This window comes from Paraburkholderia sp. GAS82 (assembly GCF_050436285.1).
In the GTDB taxonomy this organism is placed as follows: domain Bacteria; phylum Pseudomonadota; class Gammaproteobacteria; order Burkholderiales; family Burkholderiaceae; genus Paraburkholderia; species Paraburkholderia phenazinium_B.
On record NZ_JBNDLX010000001.1, the window covers coordinates 423485 to 440727 of the forward strand.

A 17243-nucleotide genomic window follows, 5' to 3' on the forward strand; every position below is an offset into this window, starting at 1 on the left:
GCACGCAAGCTTACCGGTACTGCAGCGTTGAGACTGGCAAGTGTTTCGTGACCGCCAGACCATACCGCGATACGATATGGCGGTCCCTGCCTGGAGAGCCGTCCAATGACAAACATCGCAGCGCTTCGCGACTTCTATGCGCGATACGTAACAGCCAAGGCTGGGTGCAAAGACGCAAGAATTTGCGAGGCATTTGCTGCGATTGAAAGAGAGAGGCATCTGGGCCCTGGACCGTGGAATGTATTGACGCTGTCGGGTTACGTCTCGACCGAAACGTCGGACCCGGCCGTTCTCTACCAGGACATTGTGATCGGGCTCAAGACCGAGCGGGGCCTCAACAACGGGGAACCGAGTCTCCACGCACGTTGTCTGGACGCAGCGGCCATCTCGCCGGGCGAGACCATCACCCATATCGGCTCGGGAACTGGCTACTACACAGCGTTGCTCGCGTACCTCACCGGTCACGCCGGGAGCGTGGCCGCGTATGAGATCGACCCGGAACTCAGTGCGAAAGCAGCTTCGAACCTTGCACACCTGGCGCAGGTTCGGGTCGTCAAGGAAAGCGGAACGCAAGCGGTGTTGCCGCTATCGGATCTGATTTACGTCAGCGCCGGTGCGACGCATCCATTGAACAGCTGGCTCGAATCGCTCAACGTGGGTGGCCGTCTCATCTTCCCATTGACACCTAACCGCGGTCTCGGCGGCATGCTGCTCGTGACGCGCGTGGCCGCCAACTCATACGCGGCAAAGTTCATCTGCGGTGCGATGTTCATCGAGTGTATTGGGGCGCGCGATGATGCGACCGGAGAGTCTCTGGTTGCCGCCTTCGAATCGGGTGATATGGCGGCAGTCAGGTCGCTAAGATTGAAGACGCCCGCTGATTCGTCGGCGTGGTTTGTGGGAACCGACTGGTGGCTATCAACGTCAGAGCCGCAAGGTTTCGCGGCTTGATATCCCACATCGGACCCGGTTCATAACGCGACGACGACCGGAAGGCGAAGTCGCGGGCTAAACGAGCAGGGATCCAATCCGCAACGCTATGCACTTGCAAAGGCGATATCGGACGGGCTCCCAACCGCAACATACGTCCCGGTAAACCGCAGCTTCCCACTGGCCTTGTCGACCGAAAAGATCGCGATATGGTCACTGCGCTGATTCAGCGAATACATGAAACGCCCCGACGGATCGAATTTGATCACACGCGGATAGTCCCCACCGGTAGGCAATTCCCCGACGCGCTGCAGATGTCCGTTTCCGGCGACGCTGAACTGCACGATCGTGTCGTGCAGCCGGTTCGCCACATAGATGAACCGGCCATCATGTGAAAACACAAGTTCCGACGCGAAGCTCGTGCCCTGATACGCGTCCGGCAGCGTCGAGACCGACTGTAACTGCGTCAACGTTCCATGCGCACTGTCGTAGGCATAGCAGACCAGCGTCGACGCTTCCTCTGTGACCTCATAAAGATAGCGGCCATTGGGATGAAACGCGAGGTGCCGTGGCCCGGCGCCTGCCGACGCGGCGACGAACGGCGGATCGTTCGGTGACAGCGCGCCGGTCGCTTCGTCGAACTTCCAGATATACGTTCGATCGACACCAAGATCGGTTGAGATCGCGAATCGACCATCCGGCGAAGGCACAATCGTATGCGCGTGCGGGCCGTCGTGATCGCTGATGGCAAAGCTGCCAGGCACACCTTCCGCCGCATGCTGCGCACCGGCTGGCGCCTTCGGCTGCTGAACAGAGCACGCCTCGCCCAGCGTGCCGTCGTTCGAAACCGGAAAGACCGCGACGCTGCCGCTGTTGTAGTTCGCGGCCATCAAAAAGCGGCCGTCTGGATGCAAGCTCAGATAGACCGGACCGGCGCCGTGCGAGTCGACCGTGTTGATCAGTTTCAACGTGCCCGTGCCGCTTTCGATCGCATAGGCGCTGACCGAGCCGTCGGTCGTGCCGTTGAAGTTCTTCACCTCGCTAACAGCGAACAGGAAGCGTTGTTGCGGGTCGACAAGGAGACTGCTTGGATTCTCGACGCCACGCAGGGGCTCGAGTGCCTCGAGCTTGCCGCTACTCCGGTCCACCTGGAAGCGATGGATACCGAGGCCATTGGGCGTGTAAGTACCGACGTACGCAAACAACGGCTTGCCGCTATCGGCGGTGGCTGTGGCACTTTTGCTCGCGGCCTGTGCCGGACGAGTCGCCGCGATCGAGCCGATCGCGGAAGCGGCCGCCAGCGCACTTACGCTTCTAAGCCAGACGCGTCGCGCCTGCGAACGAGGTACCTCGAGATTCCCAACATTGCTCATTGTTTGTCTCCAAAGTAATAACCGACATCCGCTCGACGCTTCATCGGCATTTGATACTGGCAGTCTGCCCACGGCTGTCTGATATACCGGACATGAGTCCGACTCGGCAGATGAGTTGAAGTGTTTCACGGAAAATAAATCGTGGCAATGGGGCGAGTGCCGTCCGCTGGAGCGCGTGAACCGAAACCTTTAGGATGACGAAACTCGTGTACCCAGAATCGCTGCGCATCGAAATCTTCAATATGCATTTTGAATAGATCGGGATAGCGAGGTCTTTGCGCGAAGTACGAGAAAACGATCAGTTGTCACGAAATGCAAATGTTCGTCTGTAACGTTTCAGGGTGTGAGAAATTATCGTGCGGTAGCAGGGCCTCGGGTCAACCGGCGGTGGGGGAAAAGCCTGAGAAAACAAGAAAGGAACGGATATGAGCTTCGCTCCAGACAGTCTTATTTCAAACGGTTCAGGTGGCAGCCCGTCAGGTTCGATGAGCGCGCTAGGAGGCCTTGCCGGATCAATGACTTCCGGCGTCGCCAATCAGCTAGGGCCGCTTGCTGGCCTCGCGGGCCATGTCGACACCGTGCAGCGGGCGGCGCAGCTTGCGCAGACGGGTTTCTCGCTGATGAACAAGCCGCCCTCGGCGGTGGCTGACACGATCAACAATACCGGCACCGCGGGTGCCGCGCCGCTGACCCAGCAGAACCGATACGTCACGCTCGACACACCTCTCGGAACCGATGTTCTGCTGGTGACCGCGGCGATCGTGGACGAACACGTGAACCAGCTGCCGGAAATCCACCTCGATCTGCTGTCCCATACTCAGGATCTGAAGCCCGAAGACCTGATCGGCCAGCAGGTGCATCTCAAGTTCGATCAACAGGCGCGGCAATCGACCGTCGAGCGGATCGTCGCATCCGATAGTGCCGACGAGTTCCGCTACTTCGACGGCTATGTCGCCTCGTTCGATCGAGCGGGCAACCCGGGCCGGGTCACGCAATATCACATGACGGTGGTGCCGTGGTTCTGGTTTCTGACGCGCTCGACCGACTGCCGCATTTTCCAGAACGAGACCGCGCAGGAGATCCTCTCCGGGATTTTCCAGGAACACGGTTTCTCCGACTTCGTTTTCGATATCCAGACGAGCCAGAATCCGCTCGAGTACGTGGTGATGTACCAGGAGTCGTATTTCAATTTCTGCGCGCGGCTGATGGAGCAGGAAGGACTGATCTGGACTCATCGTTATCAGAAGGACAAGCATCTGCTTGCGATTGGCGACACGAATCTCGTGTTCCAGCCAATTGATGGACTGACGACGGTGCAGTACGCCGATAGCACGTCGAGCGAGTTCAACGGCATCGACCAGTTGCACGAAGGGCGGCGCTTTGGCGTGGGCAAGGTGACGTTCCGCGATTTCAATCATCAGACTCCCTCGTCCCCGTTGATGCTGGTTGAGGCCGAGCCGCAAACGCTCAAACACGCGCGGCTCGATTCCACCGAGCGCTTCGAACACCAGTCGCTATACGACCATAGCGACGACGGTAATCGCTATGCCCGCTACGCCATGCAGGCGGAAGAGGCGAACGCCTATCGCTATACCGGCGGTGGCTATGCATGGCGTATGACGGCCGCGGGCAACGTGACGGTGACGAATCACCCGGTGCAGACAAATAATCAGGAGTACGTGATCCTCCGTGTGCGTCACCAGGCGGTCAACGACTACACGCAACACGCTGCTAAAACGCCGTACCGAAACAGCTTCTCTCTGCTGCCGCAGAAGATAGCCTATCGCCCGCAACGGATCACGCCCAAGCCGCTGATTCAAGGCACTCAGTCGGCGATCGTCGTGGGTCCGAAGGGCGAGCAGATTTATACCAACGGCAGTTGCGTGAAACTGCACTTCCTGTGGGACCGGCGCGGCAAGCTCGATGGTACGGATTCGATGTGGATCCGCATCTCGCAGCCGTGGGCGGGCGATGGCTGGGGCGCGGCGGCGATTCCGCGGATCGGCCAGGAAGTCCTCGTTGCCTTCAATCAGGGTGATGCGGATAACCCCGTGATCGTGGGGCGGGTATACAACGGCGATCAGGGCAACCCCTACCACGGCGCCGCTGGCCAGACGATGGGGATCAAAAGCCAGACGCACAAGGGCGCGGGTTCGAACGAACTGTCGATGAGTGACGTGAACGGTTCGCAGCTGCTGTACATGCACGCCCAGAAGGACATGAACACCATCATCGAAGACAGCGAGACGCACCAGGTGGTCGCTGGATCTCGCACTGTGACCGTTGCGGCGGGAGACGAGACGAAGCAGATCGGTAAAGGCAATCTGACCGAAACGATCGCGCAAAAGCGCAGCACGACCGCGGCCGATGTTCAGGTCTTCACACCCGCAGGCGACGCAGGCGGAGGAACCCAGGTATACGGCGCGGACAAGAGCATTACGCTTGCGGTCGGCGACAGCACGGTCGTTCTCACCCCTGACGGCATTCTTCTGAAGCACGGCAGCTCCACCATTATGCTTAGTGATGCCGGCGTGTCGGTCAACGGTCAGCGTATCGATCTCAACAAATAAATATTGATAGGGTTCCTCATCATGTACTACGCGATCCACGAAGGAACGTTCGTACTGCCCGATGCAGCGCTGGACCGCACGGTCAATATGCTGATGTTGAACCAGGGGCCCGGCGGCTTCAACCTCGTGATCTCGCGCGGCCGCCTGCGCGATGGGGAGGATCTCGATGCGTTCATCGCGCGGGAGTGGGGGCTTGCGACGCGCGAGGCACCGAAGCTCACCGAGCGTTCGCGCGAAGCTGTGACCGTGGGCGGCCGCCCTGGTATCCAGATCGAGGCGACCCAGGAGCAGGACGGCAAGCTCAGGCATCAGTTGCAGAGCGTATTTCCGGCCGATGACAACGGCAGCGTGCTGGTGATGACGCTCACCTGCGCGTCCCCGTTGAGCGAAGAGCAGCGCGCGATTGCGGATCGGATGCTCGACAGTTTCGAGCCGCGCGTGGCGCGGCCAACGCTGGTCGAGCCGCCGGAGGACGCGAAGTGAGTGACGAACAGTACGCCGCCGCGCGCTATCACGATCCGATCCAGCATACGTCGCTGCTGGGCGATCTGCTTGGCATGGGTGGCTCGCTGCTGGGCGGTGCGGCCATCGGGTGGGCGCTTTCGACATTGGCGGAAGGCGCCGTGGTGGCGGGACTGGCCGCGCTGGAAATCGGCTCGGGTGGCCTCGCAACGCCGCTCGTGATTGGGATCGGGATTGGCGTGGCCGCCGTCATGGAAGGAAGCGGTCTGAACGAGAAGATCGACAACGCGGCACATGCGCTGGGTAACGCGATCGCTCCGCCGGAGATCAAAGGCAAGATCACGAGCGGCTCGCTCAATGTCTACGTCAATAATCTGCCGGCTGCCCGCGCAGCAAAGCCGGGCGACATGGACACGATTGAATGCCAGAATCACTCCGGGCCGCAGATGATTGCCCAGGGCTCGGGCAACGTCTATATCAACGATCATCCCGCGTCGCGCGTGGGGGATAAAACCACGTGTGACGCCAGCATTGCAGAAGGTTCGGACAACGTATTCATTGGCGGCGGTACGCAAACGGTGCGCGATATCACCGCGGCGCGCAAATGGGTGGCATGGCTGGGGGCGGCAATCGGGATCGCGCTTGCCCTGTGCGGGCGCGGCAAGATGAATTGGGACGACTTCCTCAAGAGCAAGCTGCCTTGTCTCGCACTCAATATGGGCGCGGCGCTGGTCGGCACCGCGCTGGGTCATTTGATGCGGACCTCTGCTGGTCACCCTGTCAACGTGATCACCGGCGGCAAGATCCTGGACGGCACGCACGACACGGATTTTGTTTTGCCCGGGGCGCTACCGATCGTCTGGCGTCGTTTCTACAGCAGCCACGATGACCGGACCGACGGTCTGTTCGGACTGGGTTGGAGCGTGCCAGTCAGTGTCGAACTGAAGCTCGGCCGCGACGAAACGGGCCGCATCGAATCGATTACCTACTGGGACGAACAGGGGCGCGACATGGTATTTCCGGCGGTGCCTCCCGGAGAGAGCCATTTCAGCGTGCCAGAAGGCATCTACCTGATCTGCACGGCCGGCGGCCATTACGTCGTCGAGACGGTGGACGGGCTATACCGCGATTTTGGACGAGCTGACACCACCAGCGGTGATTCGCTGAAGCTCTGGCGGCTCGAGGATCGCAATGGCAACTGGATCGAGGTTCAGCGGGAAGCGGTTGAACATATCAGCCGGCCGGCTCGCGTACTCGACAGTGCCGGTCGAACCCTGAGGTTGACGTATGCGCAGGCGCACCCTCAGCGTCTCGCATCGATCGATCTAAGCCACGGTGTCGAGGGTGAACCCCCCGAAACGCTGGTGCGTTACACCTATTCCGATGCGGGCGAACTGGAGACGGTGACGGACCGCAGTGGACAGATCGTGCGGCGCTTCGCTTACGACAATGGTCTGATGGTCCGGCAGACCCTGCCGGGCGGACTGCAATCCTTCTATGCATGGCAAGGGACGGGACGAGACGCCAGGGTCGTGCGCCACTGGACCGATGATGGTGAGGAATACGTATTTGATGCGGAGCCCGAACACCGTGAAGTCACGATCACCGATCAGCTCGGACGCGTGACTCGCTGGACCTGGAACGCGGACCGGCAGCCGACCCATTATAAGGACGCGGAAGGACACGAATGGCAGTTCGAATGGAATGCTCAGCGGCAACTGGTCAGCACGACTGACCCTGCCGGTCACACGACGCGCTTCGAATACGATGAGCGCGGGCGCCAGACGGCCCGAATCGATGCGCTTGGACGCGTCGAGCGAACCGAATGGAATGGCTTTTACGATCTGCCAGTCTCGGAGATCGATCCGGCGAATGCGCGATGGATCTACCGCTACGACGAACGCGGCAACCTGACGATGACGCGCGACCCGGCCGGGTTCGCGACGGAATATCACCGCGATGAGAGAGGACTCGTGCACACGATCCGTGATGCACGTGGCGGCTACAAGCATCTCGAGTGGAGCGCTCGTGCACAGCTGACCGCTTATACAGACTGCTCCGGCAAGACGACGCGCTTCGTGTACGACGCGCGGGGGATGCTTGCGCGTGTGATCGATGCCGCCGGCCACGAAACGGTCTACGAGGCCGACCCGATGGGGCGCGTCACGTCGATCGTGACGGCCGATGGTGCCCGTCAAACGTTCCGGTACGACTCAGGTGGGCGGTTGATTGAAGTCATTGATCCGAACCAGCGCAGCACCCGCTACGACATCAACGCGCGCGGCCTGCTTTTATCGCGCAAGGATGCGGCGGGACGGGCGGTGGGGTTTGGCTACGACGAAGCCTTCCGGCTGGCGTCGCTGACCAACGAGAACGGCGAAAGCTACCGGTTCCGTTATGACCGCCGCGATCAGCTCATCGAGGAGGTGGGGCTGGACGGCTCCAGACGCTCGTACGCTTACGATGTATGCGGATTCGGTGTCGCTGCGCGGGAGGACGTCCTCGAGACGACGTACGAGCGCGACGCGCTTGGGCGGCTCGTGCGCAAGGTGGCCGTGCGCGAAGCCTGCGCTTACTTGTACGACAAGGCGGGCCGGATTGCGTCGGCGGAGCTCTACAGTGTCACGGCAAGGGGGTTGTCGCTGAAGAATCGGGTGAACCTGAAATACGGACCGCGCGGCGAGTTGCTCGAGGAGTACACGCCGACCGGATGGCTTGTGCACAGCTATGACGAGTTGGGCAACCGGGTCAACACGACGATATCGGGCGAACGCACGATCGACTGGCTGCACTACGGCTCGGGACATGTCCACCAGGTGCGCGTCGATGACACGACGATCACCGATATTGAACGCGACGATCTGCACCGCGAGGTGCTGCGCACTCAGGGCAGACTGACCAGCGAATTCGGCTATGACAGTGTTGGGCGCCGTGCACAGCACACGGCGCTGCGCGGCGCGTCGCCCGAAGCGTTACTCGGCAAGCAATGGCAATACGATGCAGTGGGCGACGTGATGCAGAAGCGGGATATGCGGCACGGCGTCACAAGCTATCGCTACGATCCAACCGGGCGTATTGAGCAGGCGGTCGGGCCGGGGCTGCCATCGGAAGTGTTCCGTTGGGATGCGGCGGCGAACCTTGTGTCGGGGGATCACCCGGGCGGCTACGTCGAGCACAACCGGCTGCGGATGTTCGAGGACAAGCGCTTCGAATACGACCGCTTCGGGCGTCTGTCGCGCAAGCTGAGTGGGCGTGGTCCGACGAAGGAGCAGACGTTCGAGTACGACGACTGGCACCAGTTGAAGACGGTAGTGACGAAGGACCGGATCGGTATCGCGACGACGCATTTCGAATACGATGCACTTGGGCGGCGTGTTCGAAAACTGAACGGCGGGTACGCGAGCACGGATTTTCTGTGGGACGGGATGCGGCTCATTCAGGAGACGTATCACGACCGGCAGGGTGAAGAGGCGCTGACGTATCTGTATGAAGATGGCAGCTATGTGCCGCTCGCTCGGATCGATCATCATGCGCCGGCTGCGAATGATGGAACAAAACACGATACGGTCTATTATTTTCACAACGATGTGTCAGGCATACCGGAGGAGCTGACTGACGCAGGCGGGGAACTAGTCTGGCAGGCTCGATACAAGGTCTGGGGGAACGCGGTACAGGAGGAGTGGATCCAGCGTGCGCCGGCTCGAACGATGGTAGCGCAGGGCGAGCGTCAGGTGACGCCGTCGGCGTATGCCCCGCGACCGCAGAACCTGCGCTTCCAGGGACAGTATCTTGACCGGGAAACTGGGCTTCACTACAACACTTTCCGCTTCTACGACCCGGACGTCGGACGCTTCATCAATAAGGATCCGGTCGGGCTGAGAGGCGGGGTGAACTTCTATCAGTACGCACCTAACGCGGTTGGCTGGATAGACCCTCTCGGCCTGGCCCGTATCCCTAGCGACGTTCTTGGTCGCAAGGTCTATCAAGACGACTCGTTGATTGACACGACCACACCGGTGAGTGAAATGAGCATCAATCAAACGGCACTTAACTCGCCAAGCTTTGATAAGTTGAAGGGTATGATTAACAACGGCGCAACCAACCAGGATTTGATGGGGGCTGGCTACGCCCCGTTCGGACCAGACGGCAACCAGGTTAATCTCCATCACGTCCTTGGTGATGAACCCGGCCCCATGGTCGAACTGTCCGCGTCTACACATCAAAAGTATTACAGACAACTTCATGGCCTAATTGAAGATGGAAACAGTTTCCGAAACGATCCCGCGGCCGCCCGGGGATACGACCGGTTCCGTAAGCAATACTGGAAAGAGAGAGCGAGGAATTCACGATGCAGCTAGATATTCATGAATTGATTGAGCAAAACATTGCCGCAGGAGCAGAAATCGAAGTTGCGGGACCTGTATCGCCCGAGAAGATTCATCAGGCTGAGCAGATGCTTGGTGTCGAATTTCCTCCATCGTACAAGGCCTACATGGCCGAGTATGGTGCTCTCGAAATCGACGGTCGAACGTTTGCCGGACTTACGCCCAGGGAAGTGGGGTCTGCCGGTGACGTCGTCGCATTCACAAAGCTCGCTCGCGAAAAGTATGGGCTACCAGAGCAATACGTAGCACTCGATTTTCAGGATGGCGATGCTTTCCTTTCTATCGATACGGCACAGAGAGATGCCGACGATGAATCGCCAATGGTATTGATAAGTCCAGTGAATGGAAAGCAGCAGGGACCTTTCGCCGCAAAGAGTCTGAAGGAGTTTCTGGTGAAATACCTTTCGGCCTGACTGCGTCGTCCTCGTCTCATCGCTGGCACGCCACAATGCCACCCGAAATCGCCCCCGCAATCTTTTCGATCGTCTCCGGATTCTGCAAACGCGGCTCTTCGTCCGGATTCGCAATAACGCCTGCTTCGACAAGCACCGCAGGCATCGGCGCAGTCTTCAGCACGACCAGATCGTCGAAGCGATGAATGCCGAGCCGCCGGTCTATCAGCGGACGGTTTTCGCCCTTGATCGGCGTCGCGTGATACAGCGAGGGCGTTTCGCCCGCCGCGATCAGTTTCTCTCCGATCGCTCTCGCACAAACGAGGCTCTCCTGATAGTGCGGATTGCGTTCGGAAACGAAGATCGAGTAGCCCTTGAATTCTCGGCGCCGTCCCGCATCGATCCATGCCTGTGGCAGTGAGTCGTGATGAATCGAAACGAAGAAGTTTGCGTTAGGCCTGGCGTTAGGTCGGTCCGCAAGCGCGATCTCGCGGGCATCCGTGCCCGTGCGGGTGACGCTATAACCATCAGCCTGAAGATCGCGCGCGACCGCTGCACTGAGATCAAGATTGTATAAATGCTCGACGCGCCCACTTGGTCCCGTCGCCCCCGGGTGCGCCGGTGTGTGCCCAGCGTCGACGATCACCGAAACGGCTTGGCAATGTACTGCGCACAACGCGAACACCAGCGGAATCAAGGTTGAACGCAGAAGTCTCGACAATTTATTCCGCTCGAATGGTGAGGTCTAACGCGCTCAGGTCACGAGAGACAGTGTTGGTATGCAAAGCGCATCGGCCTTGGGCGCGGGAATCGTGTGCGCGCTTAGTGTATCGACATCTCTCGATCACGCGCAAGAAACACCATAGGGTTCCAGCCTTAAAAATTTACGCAATTTTTATTTACAGAATCATTCGGTTTGCTATCGTTTCCATTGTGCGATAGTCAATTAGAAAGAGAGCGCGTACCATCCGGAATCGATGATTCGTCATAAAACTATGATGCGGTATGACATACGATGTGAGCGGGTTGATTTCCGTTTGTCAGGTTTGCGTTTGACGTGCACGTTCGCGAATGCATTCAAGCATTCCACGCCATCATGCCCAGTATCGAATCTGCATCGATCCCCTAACCGTTTGTGAGGAAATGATGGCCGAACAGCAAGTTGATCTTGCCAACGCAACACCCACGCCGGCAGGGACGTCACTGATTCCCGCGCTGAAATTCGAGCTTCGTCCCGAGCAGCAGATGGATCTGAGCAAGCTCAACAGCGAACAGACGACGCGTGTCAATCAGATCGTATCGAGCGTTTCGTTTAGCGATACGAACAGTCTCGTGTCGTTTGGCGCCGATGCGCAACGCGAACTGAGCCAGCATCTCGATGCACTGCTCGAGGGCATCCGCACCGGCGAAACAGGTCGCGCGGGGGAAGTCACGATTGCGCTCGCCACCACGATCAAGGAACTCAACCTGCCGAAGGTCAAGGCGGAGGTCGAGAGCGGCGGAGTGGCGGATCACCTCGGCCGTCTGCCCATCGTCGGGGGCTGGTTTTCCGCGCTACGTGCGCTTCAGCAGAACCACAAGAAGATCACCGACCATCTGGCGGCCATCGAGCAGAAAGCGCAAACGCAGCTCGAAACACTGCGCGCCATGAATGACAGGCTGGACCGGCTCGTCGACAGCAGCATTATCCATATCAAGGACCTCGAACTTTATATGGCTGCCGGGCAGATCCTGATCAAGCGGGCACGCGTGGAATTCGAACAGCGGCGTGCAGCCGCCGAGGCGTCACGCGACGTGATCGAAATTACGCGTCTGCGCGATTTTGCCGAACAGGTCAATGCGTTTGAAACGCGCATCGTGCGCATCCATCTGGCGCATAGCCGCTCCATCACATCGGTGCCGGAAATCCGGGCCTCACAGGCCGCGGCGTTGATCGAGATGAACAATCTGATGGACGGCATCCTGTTCGACCTGCCGGAACTGAAGCGCGCAATTCTTCGCGTGGCTTCGCTTGAACGCACGATGCAGGCATCGAAAGACACCCAGGCCCGCCGCGATCTGACGCGTGAACTTGGCAGCATTGCCGGCGATCAGCTTCAGGACGCCTATCTGAAAGCGAAAACAAGTCAGGGCGATTTCGCTGCCGATATTGCGGCGTTGTCGCAATCGGCGGACAAGCTGCTCGAGACGATCGAACTCGGCCGACGGATCGATGCGGCCAACGTCGCAAAACGCGAACAGGCGATTGCGGATCTGTCGAGCGTCAACAGCAAATTCAAGGACGGTCTGCTCGAAGCCGGCAACCGGCTCGTTGGCAAGTCGACCCCTACCTGATCCAGAGCGGAGGCTCCGTGTTTACTATCCAGGGATTTTTTAACCCCTATCTTCCGGCGGGTCAGTCACGGCTCGATGCCGTGCTGACCATTTCGTCGAGCATCGAGTCTGCGGCAGGCATGCCTTCTGGCCGCAAGGTGGTGGGCTTTGTGCTTGACGTGTCCGGCTCGATGCACGGCGAAAAGCTGGCCCAGGCGAAGCTCGCGGCGCGTCGCGGTATCGACATGCTGGACGATGACACGTCGTTCTTCGTCGTGTCGTTCTCGGGTTCGGCGAAGGTTGTTGTTGCAGCCTGCCGCGCCACGGCCGAGAACCGGGCGAACGCGCATCGCGCCGTGCAGGATCTCGGTGCGGGCGGCTCCACGGCGATGTCACGCGGTCTGAAGCTTGCGCTCGCGCAGGTCCAGCAGAGCGGCGCGGAGATCGCGAGCGTCTACTTCCAGACCGACGGCGACAACGATCATAACGACAGTGACCAGCTTCCCGCGGTCATTGCGCAATGCCAAGGGGTGTTCCAGTGCGATTGCCGTGGCATCGGCACGGACTGGAAGCCTGAGCAGTTGCGCCGTATCGCATCGGCGCTGCTCGGCACTGCGGATGCTGTGATCGATCCCACCGGTCTCGATCAGGATTTTCAGGCGTTTCTGTCCCGCTCGATGTCGAAGGGCATCGCGGGTGCAACGCTGCGCATCTGGTCGCCGAAGGTCGTCAAGGTGGCGACCGTCAAGCAGATGAGCCCCGATATTCTGGACTTGATGCCGCTCGCCAAACGCGTCGATGACAAGACGCTCGATATTCCGCTGGGCGCTTGGGCCGCCGAAACGCGCGACTATCAGCTCGCATTCGAACTGCCCACTGGCTCACTCGATGACGAAATGCTCGCGTGCCGCGCATCCGTAGTGTTTCAAGGACCGGCCGGCGAAACGAAAGTGAGCTGCGATCCGATCGCGGTGAGATGGTCGAGCGACGACGTGCTGACCACGCGCATCAGCAAGGAAGTTGCGCACTATACGGGGCAGTCGGAGCTGGCGGAATCGATCCAGGAAGGGCTGGACGCCAAGGCGAACGGCGACGAGGAACGTGCGACCCGGCTGCTCGGTCGTGCCGCGCAGATTGCCGAGCAATCGGGCAACGACGAGGTGACGCGGCGTCTGAAGAAGGTCGTCGATGTGGTCGATGCGAGCACGGGTACGGTGCGGCTGAAGCGGGCCGACAAGGGCGCTGAAATGGAGCTGGAACTGGGCGGCACGAGAACGGTACGGCGGCGCTCCGGGACTACGCAGCAGCCCGTCGAAAAACAATCCTGAGAACTGAGAATCAGCCTGTCATGAGCGACATCTGTCCTAAAGGACACCTATCCACCGATCCCGAGTTCTGCTCGGAATGCGGTGCATCGATGAAAGCGGGGGCATCGCTGGTGAATGCAGCGCCCGCGCCGGATACAGCACCGGCGGCCGGCGGAGAAACCTGCCCCGACTGCATGACGCCGCGCCGTCCGGGCGCGCGCTATTGCGAAATGTGCCGCTACGATTTCGCGGCTCGCACGTCGTTCGGCGGGTTGGGGCCGAGCGCGACGCAACCGAAGCCGCAGGCCGCCGCAGACGTCGCGGCGACGAAGACGCAACCTGTGCCAGATTCGCTTGGTGCATCGATGCCGGCTGCTGCCGCGGCCCCATCCACGTCTGCGGCCAGAGCCGAGGCTCCGGTGCTATCCGCAGCACCTGTCTCAAACGCCTCTCCCCCGGACGCCAGATCCGCAGCCGATCTGCCCGCGACAACCACACCGCGGCTCAAGCTGCGCATTGTCGTGGACGCCTCGCTCTACACTGAGCTTGCACCGGATGTACCGTGCCCCGTGGACACCCCGGCGAAGGTGTTCCACCTGGACCTCGACGAAAACACGCTAGGCCGCCAGTACGAAGGCAAGGGCATTCACCCGGAGATCGTGATTCACGACCCTGGCATTTCACGCCGTCATCTGAAGTTCGTGCGCAGTCCTGAGGGCGCGTTTTCGGTGCTGGAACTGGGCTCCTCCAACGGCACGCTCTTCAATCGCAACACGCTCGAGCCCGGCGTCGAAACGCTCGTCAAGCCCGGCGACGAACTGACACTTGGGATGTGGACGCGCGTCTACGTCGAAGGCCGTTGACCCAGGCGTATCGAAGACCAGAATAACCAAGAGGTAACCATCATGTCGTCGACCCATCTGCCGGCCGATTTCAGCGGCGCTTCGCAGCAGGCGAGCCGCGTCAACGTGCCGGCTCAACTGCGGATCAGGCAGGCCGTCATTGCGGCGCTCTCGCTGCTGGTTGCGCTGGTCGGCTTCTGCGCCTACCGCTCCTATGCAACGGTGGTGCAGACGATCGGCAAGGACTCCGAGCCATCGATCGTCGCCGCCGAGAATATCCGCAGTACGCTGAGCGACGCGCATACGTCGATCATCAATGTCTTCCTGACGGGAGAAGGTCCGGACGGACCGGGCGCAACCGAATACCGGAAATCAATGGCGCAGGCCAACGATCATCTCGTCGCCGCTGCGCAAAACATTACCTATGGCGATGAGGAGCGGCGTCCGATCCTCGACATCATGGATCACCTGTCCGAGTATCAACGCCTGATCGGCCTGGCGCAGGCACCGGGCGGCAACCTCAAGGCGCTGGGGCAGGCCGACGATCTGATGCGGGAGCGGATTGCACCCGCCGCCGAAGCGCTCGCCCAGGTGAACTTCGAGCACCTCGATACGGCGTTTACCGATGGCCGGATGACGGCGCATCGCTGGCTCTATGCGTTCATCGCACTTTCGCTGCTGTTGCTCGCCGTGCTGCTTGATACGCAACGCTATGTGTATCTGAGCTTCCGACGGCTGATCAATCCCGCGATTGCGGCGGGCACGCTGCTGTTGATCCTTGCCGTCGGAATGTTCTCGATCCAGGCCGCTAACGTGATGTCCAGCATGCGCGTAGCGAAGGAAGACGCGTTCGATTCGGTCTACGCACTATCTCGGGCCCGGGCCGTCGCATATTCTGCGAATGCGCAGGAAAGCGTGTATCTGCTGACCCAGGACAAGGACGAACAGGCTCGCCAGACTGCGCTGTTCAAGGACTCGGCGCATCGGCTGTTTTCCGTGGATATGGCTAATGTCGCGCAACTTCCGGCGGATCTGAAAAGCTTGCAGGGTCAGGGGCTGCTTGGCAATGAGCTGGCGAATATCACGTTCGATGGCGAGGATGCCGCTGCGAAGGCAACGCTGGCAGGCTGGCTCGATTACGTGCGTATCGACCGGCAGATTCGCGCGCTCGAAGCGGCTGGGCGTCACAAGGACGCAGTAGCGTTGTGCCTGGGCACGCAGCCGGGCCAGTCCGACTGGGCATTCGAGCGTTTCGTCAAGGCGTTGCTGAAGACCATGGACATCAACCAGACGCAATTCGATCTCGCGATCGAACGCGCGTTCGGCGAAGTACGCTGGCTATGGGTACTACTACTACCGGCCTTGCTGTGCCCACTCCTCGGTTCGCTGTTCGGCCTGCAGCAGCGTTTGGCGGAGTTCCGCGAATGAGCGACGTCGAAAATCTGGTCGCCGTTTGGCAGGCGCGCCTCGCCGCGGTGACGGCGAACATCAACGAACTGTCCAGTGCCGAGAGCACGAAGCGGATTCGCATCCGGACTCGTGAAGGCCATTACACGGGTGTCACGAAGCGGCGTGCGGAAGCGGCGCTGGCCTCGTTAAGCTCGCTGTCGGACGATTACCTGCTGCTTGCGCGTGTCGTCGACGAGGCGCTTGAAGCACAACGCGGCGGACTGTTCGTGTCACGGGAGATGCGTCGCGAGAAGGTGCTGGCGCTGCTGGAGGGCGCGTCGATTGCGCGGCCCTCCAAGGCCGTGCCGCTCAAGAACCGGACGCTGCTCGAGGCGGCGGTCGGGCACGCCTCGATGACGCCCGCCGATCTGCTCGCGCAGATGCAGAGCAGCTTCGAGGCCGCACGCGACGCGCTGGCCGATATCGACGGTGCGGAAAGCACGACGCAAACCGAGCTTGCGCAACTGCACAGCGAATATGCGAGCCTCGATGCGCGTGCATCGCGCATCAAGTCGGCCACAGAACGGCCGTCGTTTGTCGAGCTCCAGGGCCTGCAGGCCGACCCGCTCAATGCGCGCGCCGGCATGGCGTCGATTGGCCGCGGCCTGGCTGCGTGGGCGACGATGCTGGACCGCCTGGAGTCGTCGCAGGCTCAGGCGAGTGCCGGCCTCGCGCGTGCGAAGACGGCGGTCGCCGAGCTACGCGGACTGTCGACCGCCTGGCAAGCCTCGGCGCAACAAGTGCAGATGCTGCTCGGCGCGGCAGGCGCGCAATCGTTGACGCATGCACCGACCGATCAGCTCAGCATGCTGGAAAGCTGGTGCGACACGCTGGAAGGCAGCCTGAAGGTCGGACAGTGGGATGCGGTGAATGTCGGATTGAGCCGGATCGAGGTAGCGCTTGACGAGGCGCTGACGCGTGGCAAGGCAGCTGTGGCCGAAGCGCAGGCAAGGTGTGCGGAAGTCGAAGAGATGAAAGGGCAGTTCACAGCCTTGAAGGCCAAGGAACGCGCTCTCTCCGCACAGTTGCGGCGCGACGTCGACAGCGAGGCGTTGCGCGAGCGGATTTCGCTGGCGTTAGCGGCGCGGCCGCTCGACGTCGCGGCGACGCGCGCGTGGCTCAAGCAGTATCAGAACCTGCTGCTGACGCTGAGTCATTGATTGCGTGAATGAATCGGTAAGCGAATCAATGAGTGAATCAAAAACAACCGGGGCAGTGCA

The 17243-nt window shown here is 60.6% G+C and carries 12 protein-coding genes; 10 read left to right on the forward strand and 2 right to left on the reverse strand.

Going from position 1 to position 17243, the window contains the following annotated elements; genetic code table 11:
- Positions 1–105: 105 nt before the first annotated feature.
- Complete coding sequence (locus P3T17_RS01990; protein WP_429404387.1) at positions 106–951, forward strand: protein-L-isoaspartate O-methyltransferase family protein; 846 nt, start codon at positions 106–108, stop codon at positions 949–951.
- Between the two features lie 86 nt (positions 952–1037).
- Here the strand turns inward: P3T17_RS01990 and P3T17_RS01995 are convergent, their stop codons facing one another.
- On the reverse strand, positions 1038–2303 hold the full coding sequence (locus P3T17_RS01995; protein ID WP_429404389.1) for a lactonase family protein: 1266 nt from the start codon (positions 2301–2303) through the stop codon (positions 1038–1040).
- Positions 2304–2728: 425 nt separating this feature from the next.
- Here P3T17_RS01995 and P3T17_RS02000 point away from each other — a divergent pair, with 425 nt between their 5' ends.
- The 4 genes from P3T17_RS02000 to P3T17_RS02015 all read left to right on the forward strand — a co-directional run bounded on the left by P3T17_RS02000 (position 2729) and on the right by P3T17_RS02015 (position 10133).
- On the forward strand, positions 2729–4873 hold the full coding sequence (locus P3T17_RS02000; protein WP_429404391.1) for a type VI secretion system Vgr family protein: 2145 nt from the start codon (positions 2729–2731) through the stop codon (positions 4871–4873).
- A gap of 21 nt (positions 4874–4894) precedes the next feature.
- Positions 4895–5356 (forward strand): DcrB-related protein, encoded by a 462-nt coding sequence (locus P3T17_RS02005; protein WP_429404392.1) that lies wholly within the window; start codon positions 4895–4897, stop codon positions 5354–5356.
- A gap of 218 nt (positions 5357–5574) precedes the next feature.
- Positions 5575–9693 (forward strand): RHS repeat-associated core domain-containing protein, encoded by a 4119-nt coding sequence (locus P3T17_RS02010; protein ID WP_429404394.1) that lies wholly within the window; start codon positions 5575–5577, stop codon positions 9691–9693.
- The gene (locus P3T17_RS02015; protein WP_429404396.1) at positions 9684–10133 is read left to right on the forward strand and encodes an SMI1/KNR4 family protein; all 450 of its coding nucleotides are present in this window, start codon (positions 9684–9686) and stop codon (positions 10131–10133) included. Before P3T17_RS02010 ends, P3T17_RS02015 begins: the two co-directional genes overlap by 10 nt.
- Before the next feature lie 16 nt (positions 10134–10149).
- Here P3T17_RS02015 and P3T17_RS02020 read toward each other — a convergent pair whose 3' ends face one another.
- On the reverse strand, positions 10150–10809 hold the full coding sequence (locus tag P3T17_RS02020; RefSeq protein WP_429405479.1) for an N-acetylmuramoyl-L-alanine amidase family protein: 660 nt from the start codon (positions 10807–10809) through the stop codon (positions 10150–10152).
- Between the two features lie 446 nt (positions 10810–11255).
- On the opposite strand from P3T17_RS02020, the gene P3T17_RS02025 reads away from it, so the two are divergent.
- From P3T17_RS02025 to P3T17_RS02045, 5 genes are read left to right on the forward strand one after another with little or no spacing between them, the layout of a single operon-like run.
- Positions 11256–12446, forward strand: coding sequence for a toxic anion resistance protein (locus P3T17_RS02025; RefSeq protein ID WP_429404398.1), 1191 nt, complete (start codon positions 11256–11258; stop codon positions 12444–12446).
- Between the two features lie 17 nt (positions 12447–12463).
- Entirely contained in the window at positions 12464–13753 is a 1290-nt protein-coding gene (locus tag P3T17_RS02030) for a VWA domain-containing protein (RefSeq protein WP_429404400.1), read from the forward strand.
- A 20-nt stretch (positions 13754–13773) separates the two neighbouring features.
- A complete protein-coding gene (locus P3T17_RS02035) occupies positions 13774–14595 on the forward strand; it encodes an FHA domain-containing protein (RefSeq protein WP_429404402.1) in 822 nt (273 codons plus the stop codon).
- A 42-nt stretch (positions 14596–14637) separates the two neighbouring features.
- Positions 14638–16002 (forward strand): hypothetical protein, encoded by a 1365-nt coding sequence (locus P3T17_RS02040; RefSeq protein WP_429404404.1) that lies wholly within the window; start codon positions 14638–14640, stop codon positions 16000–16002.
- Positions 15999–17183: a hypothetical protein gene (locus tag P3T17_RS02045; protein ID WP_429404406.1), complete on the forward strand. Its 1185-nt coding sequence runs from the start codon at positions 15999–16001 to the stop codon at positions 17181–17183. Before P3T17_RS02040 ends, P3T17_RS02045 begins: the two co-directional genes overlap by 4 nt.
- Positions 17184–17243: the final 60 nt, after the last annotated feature.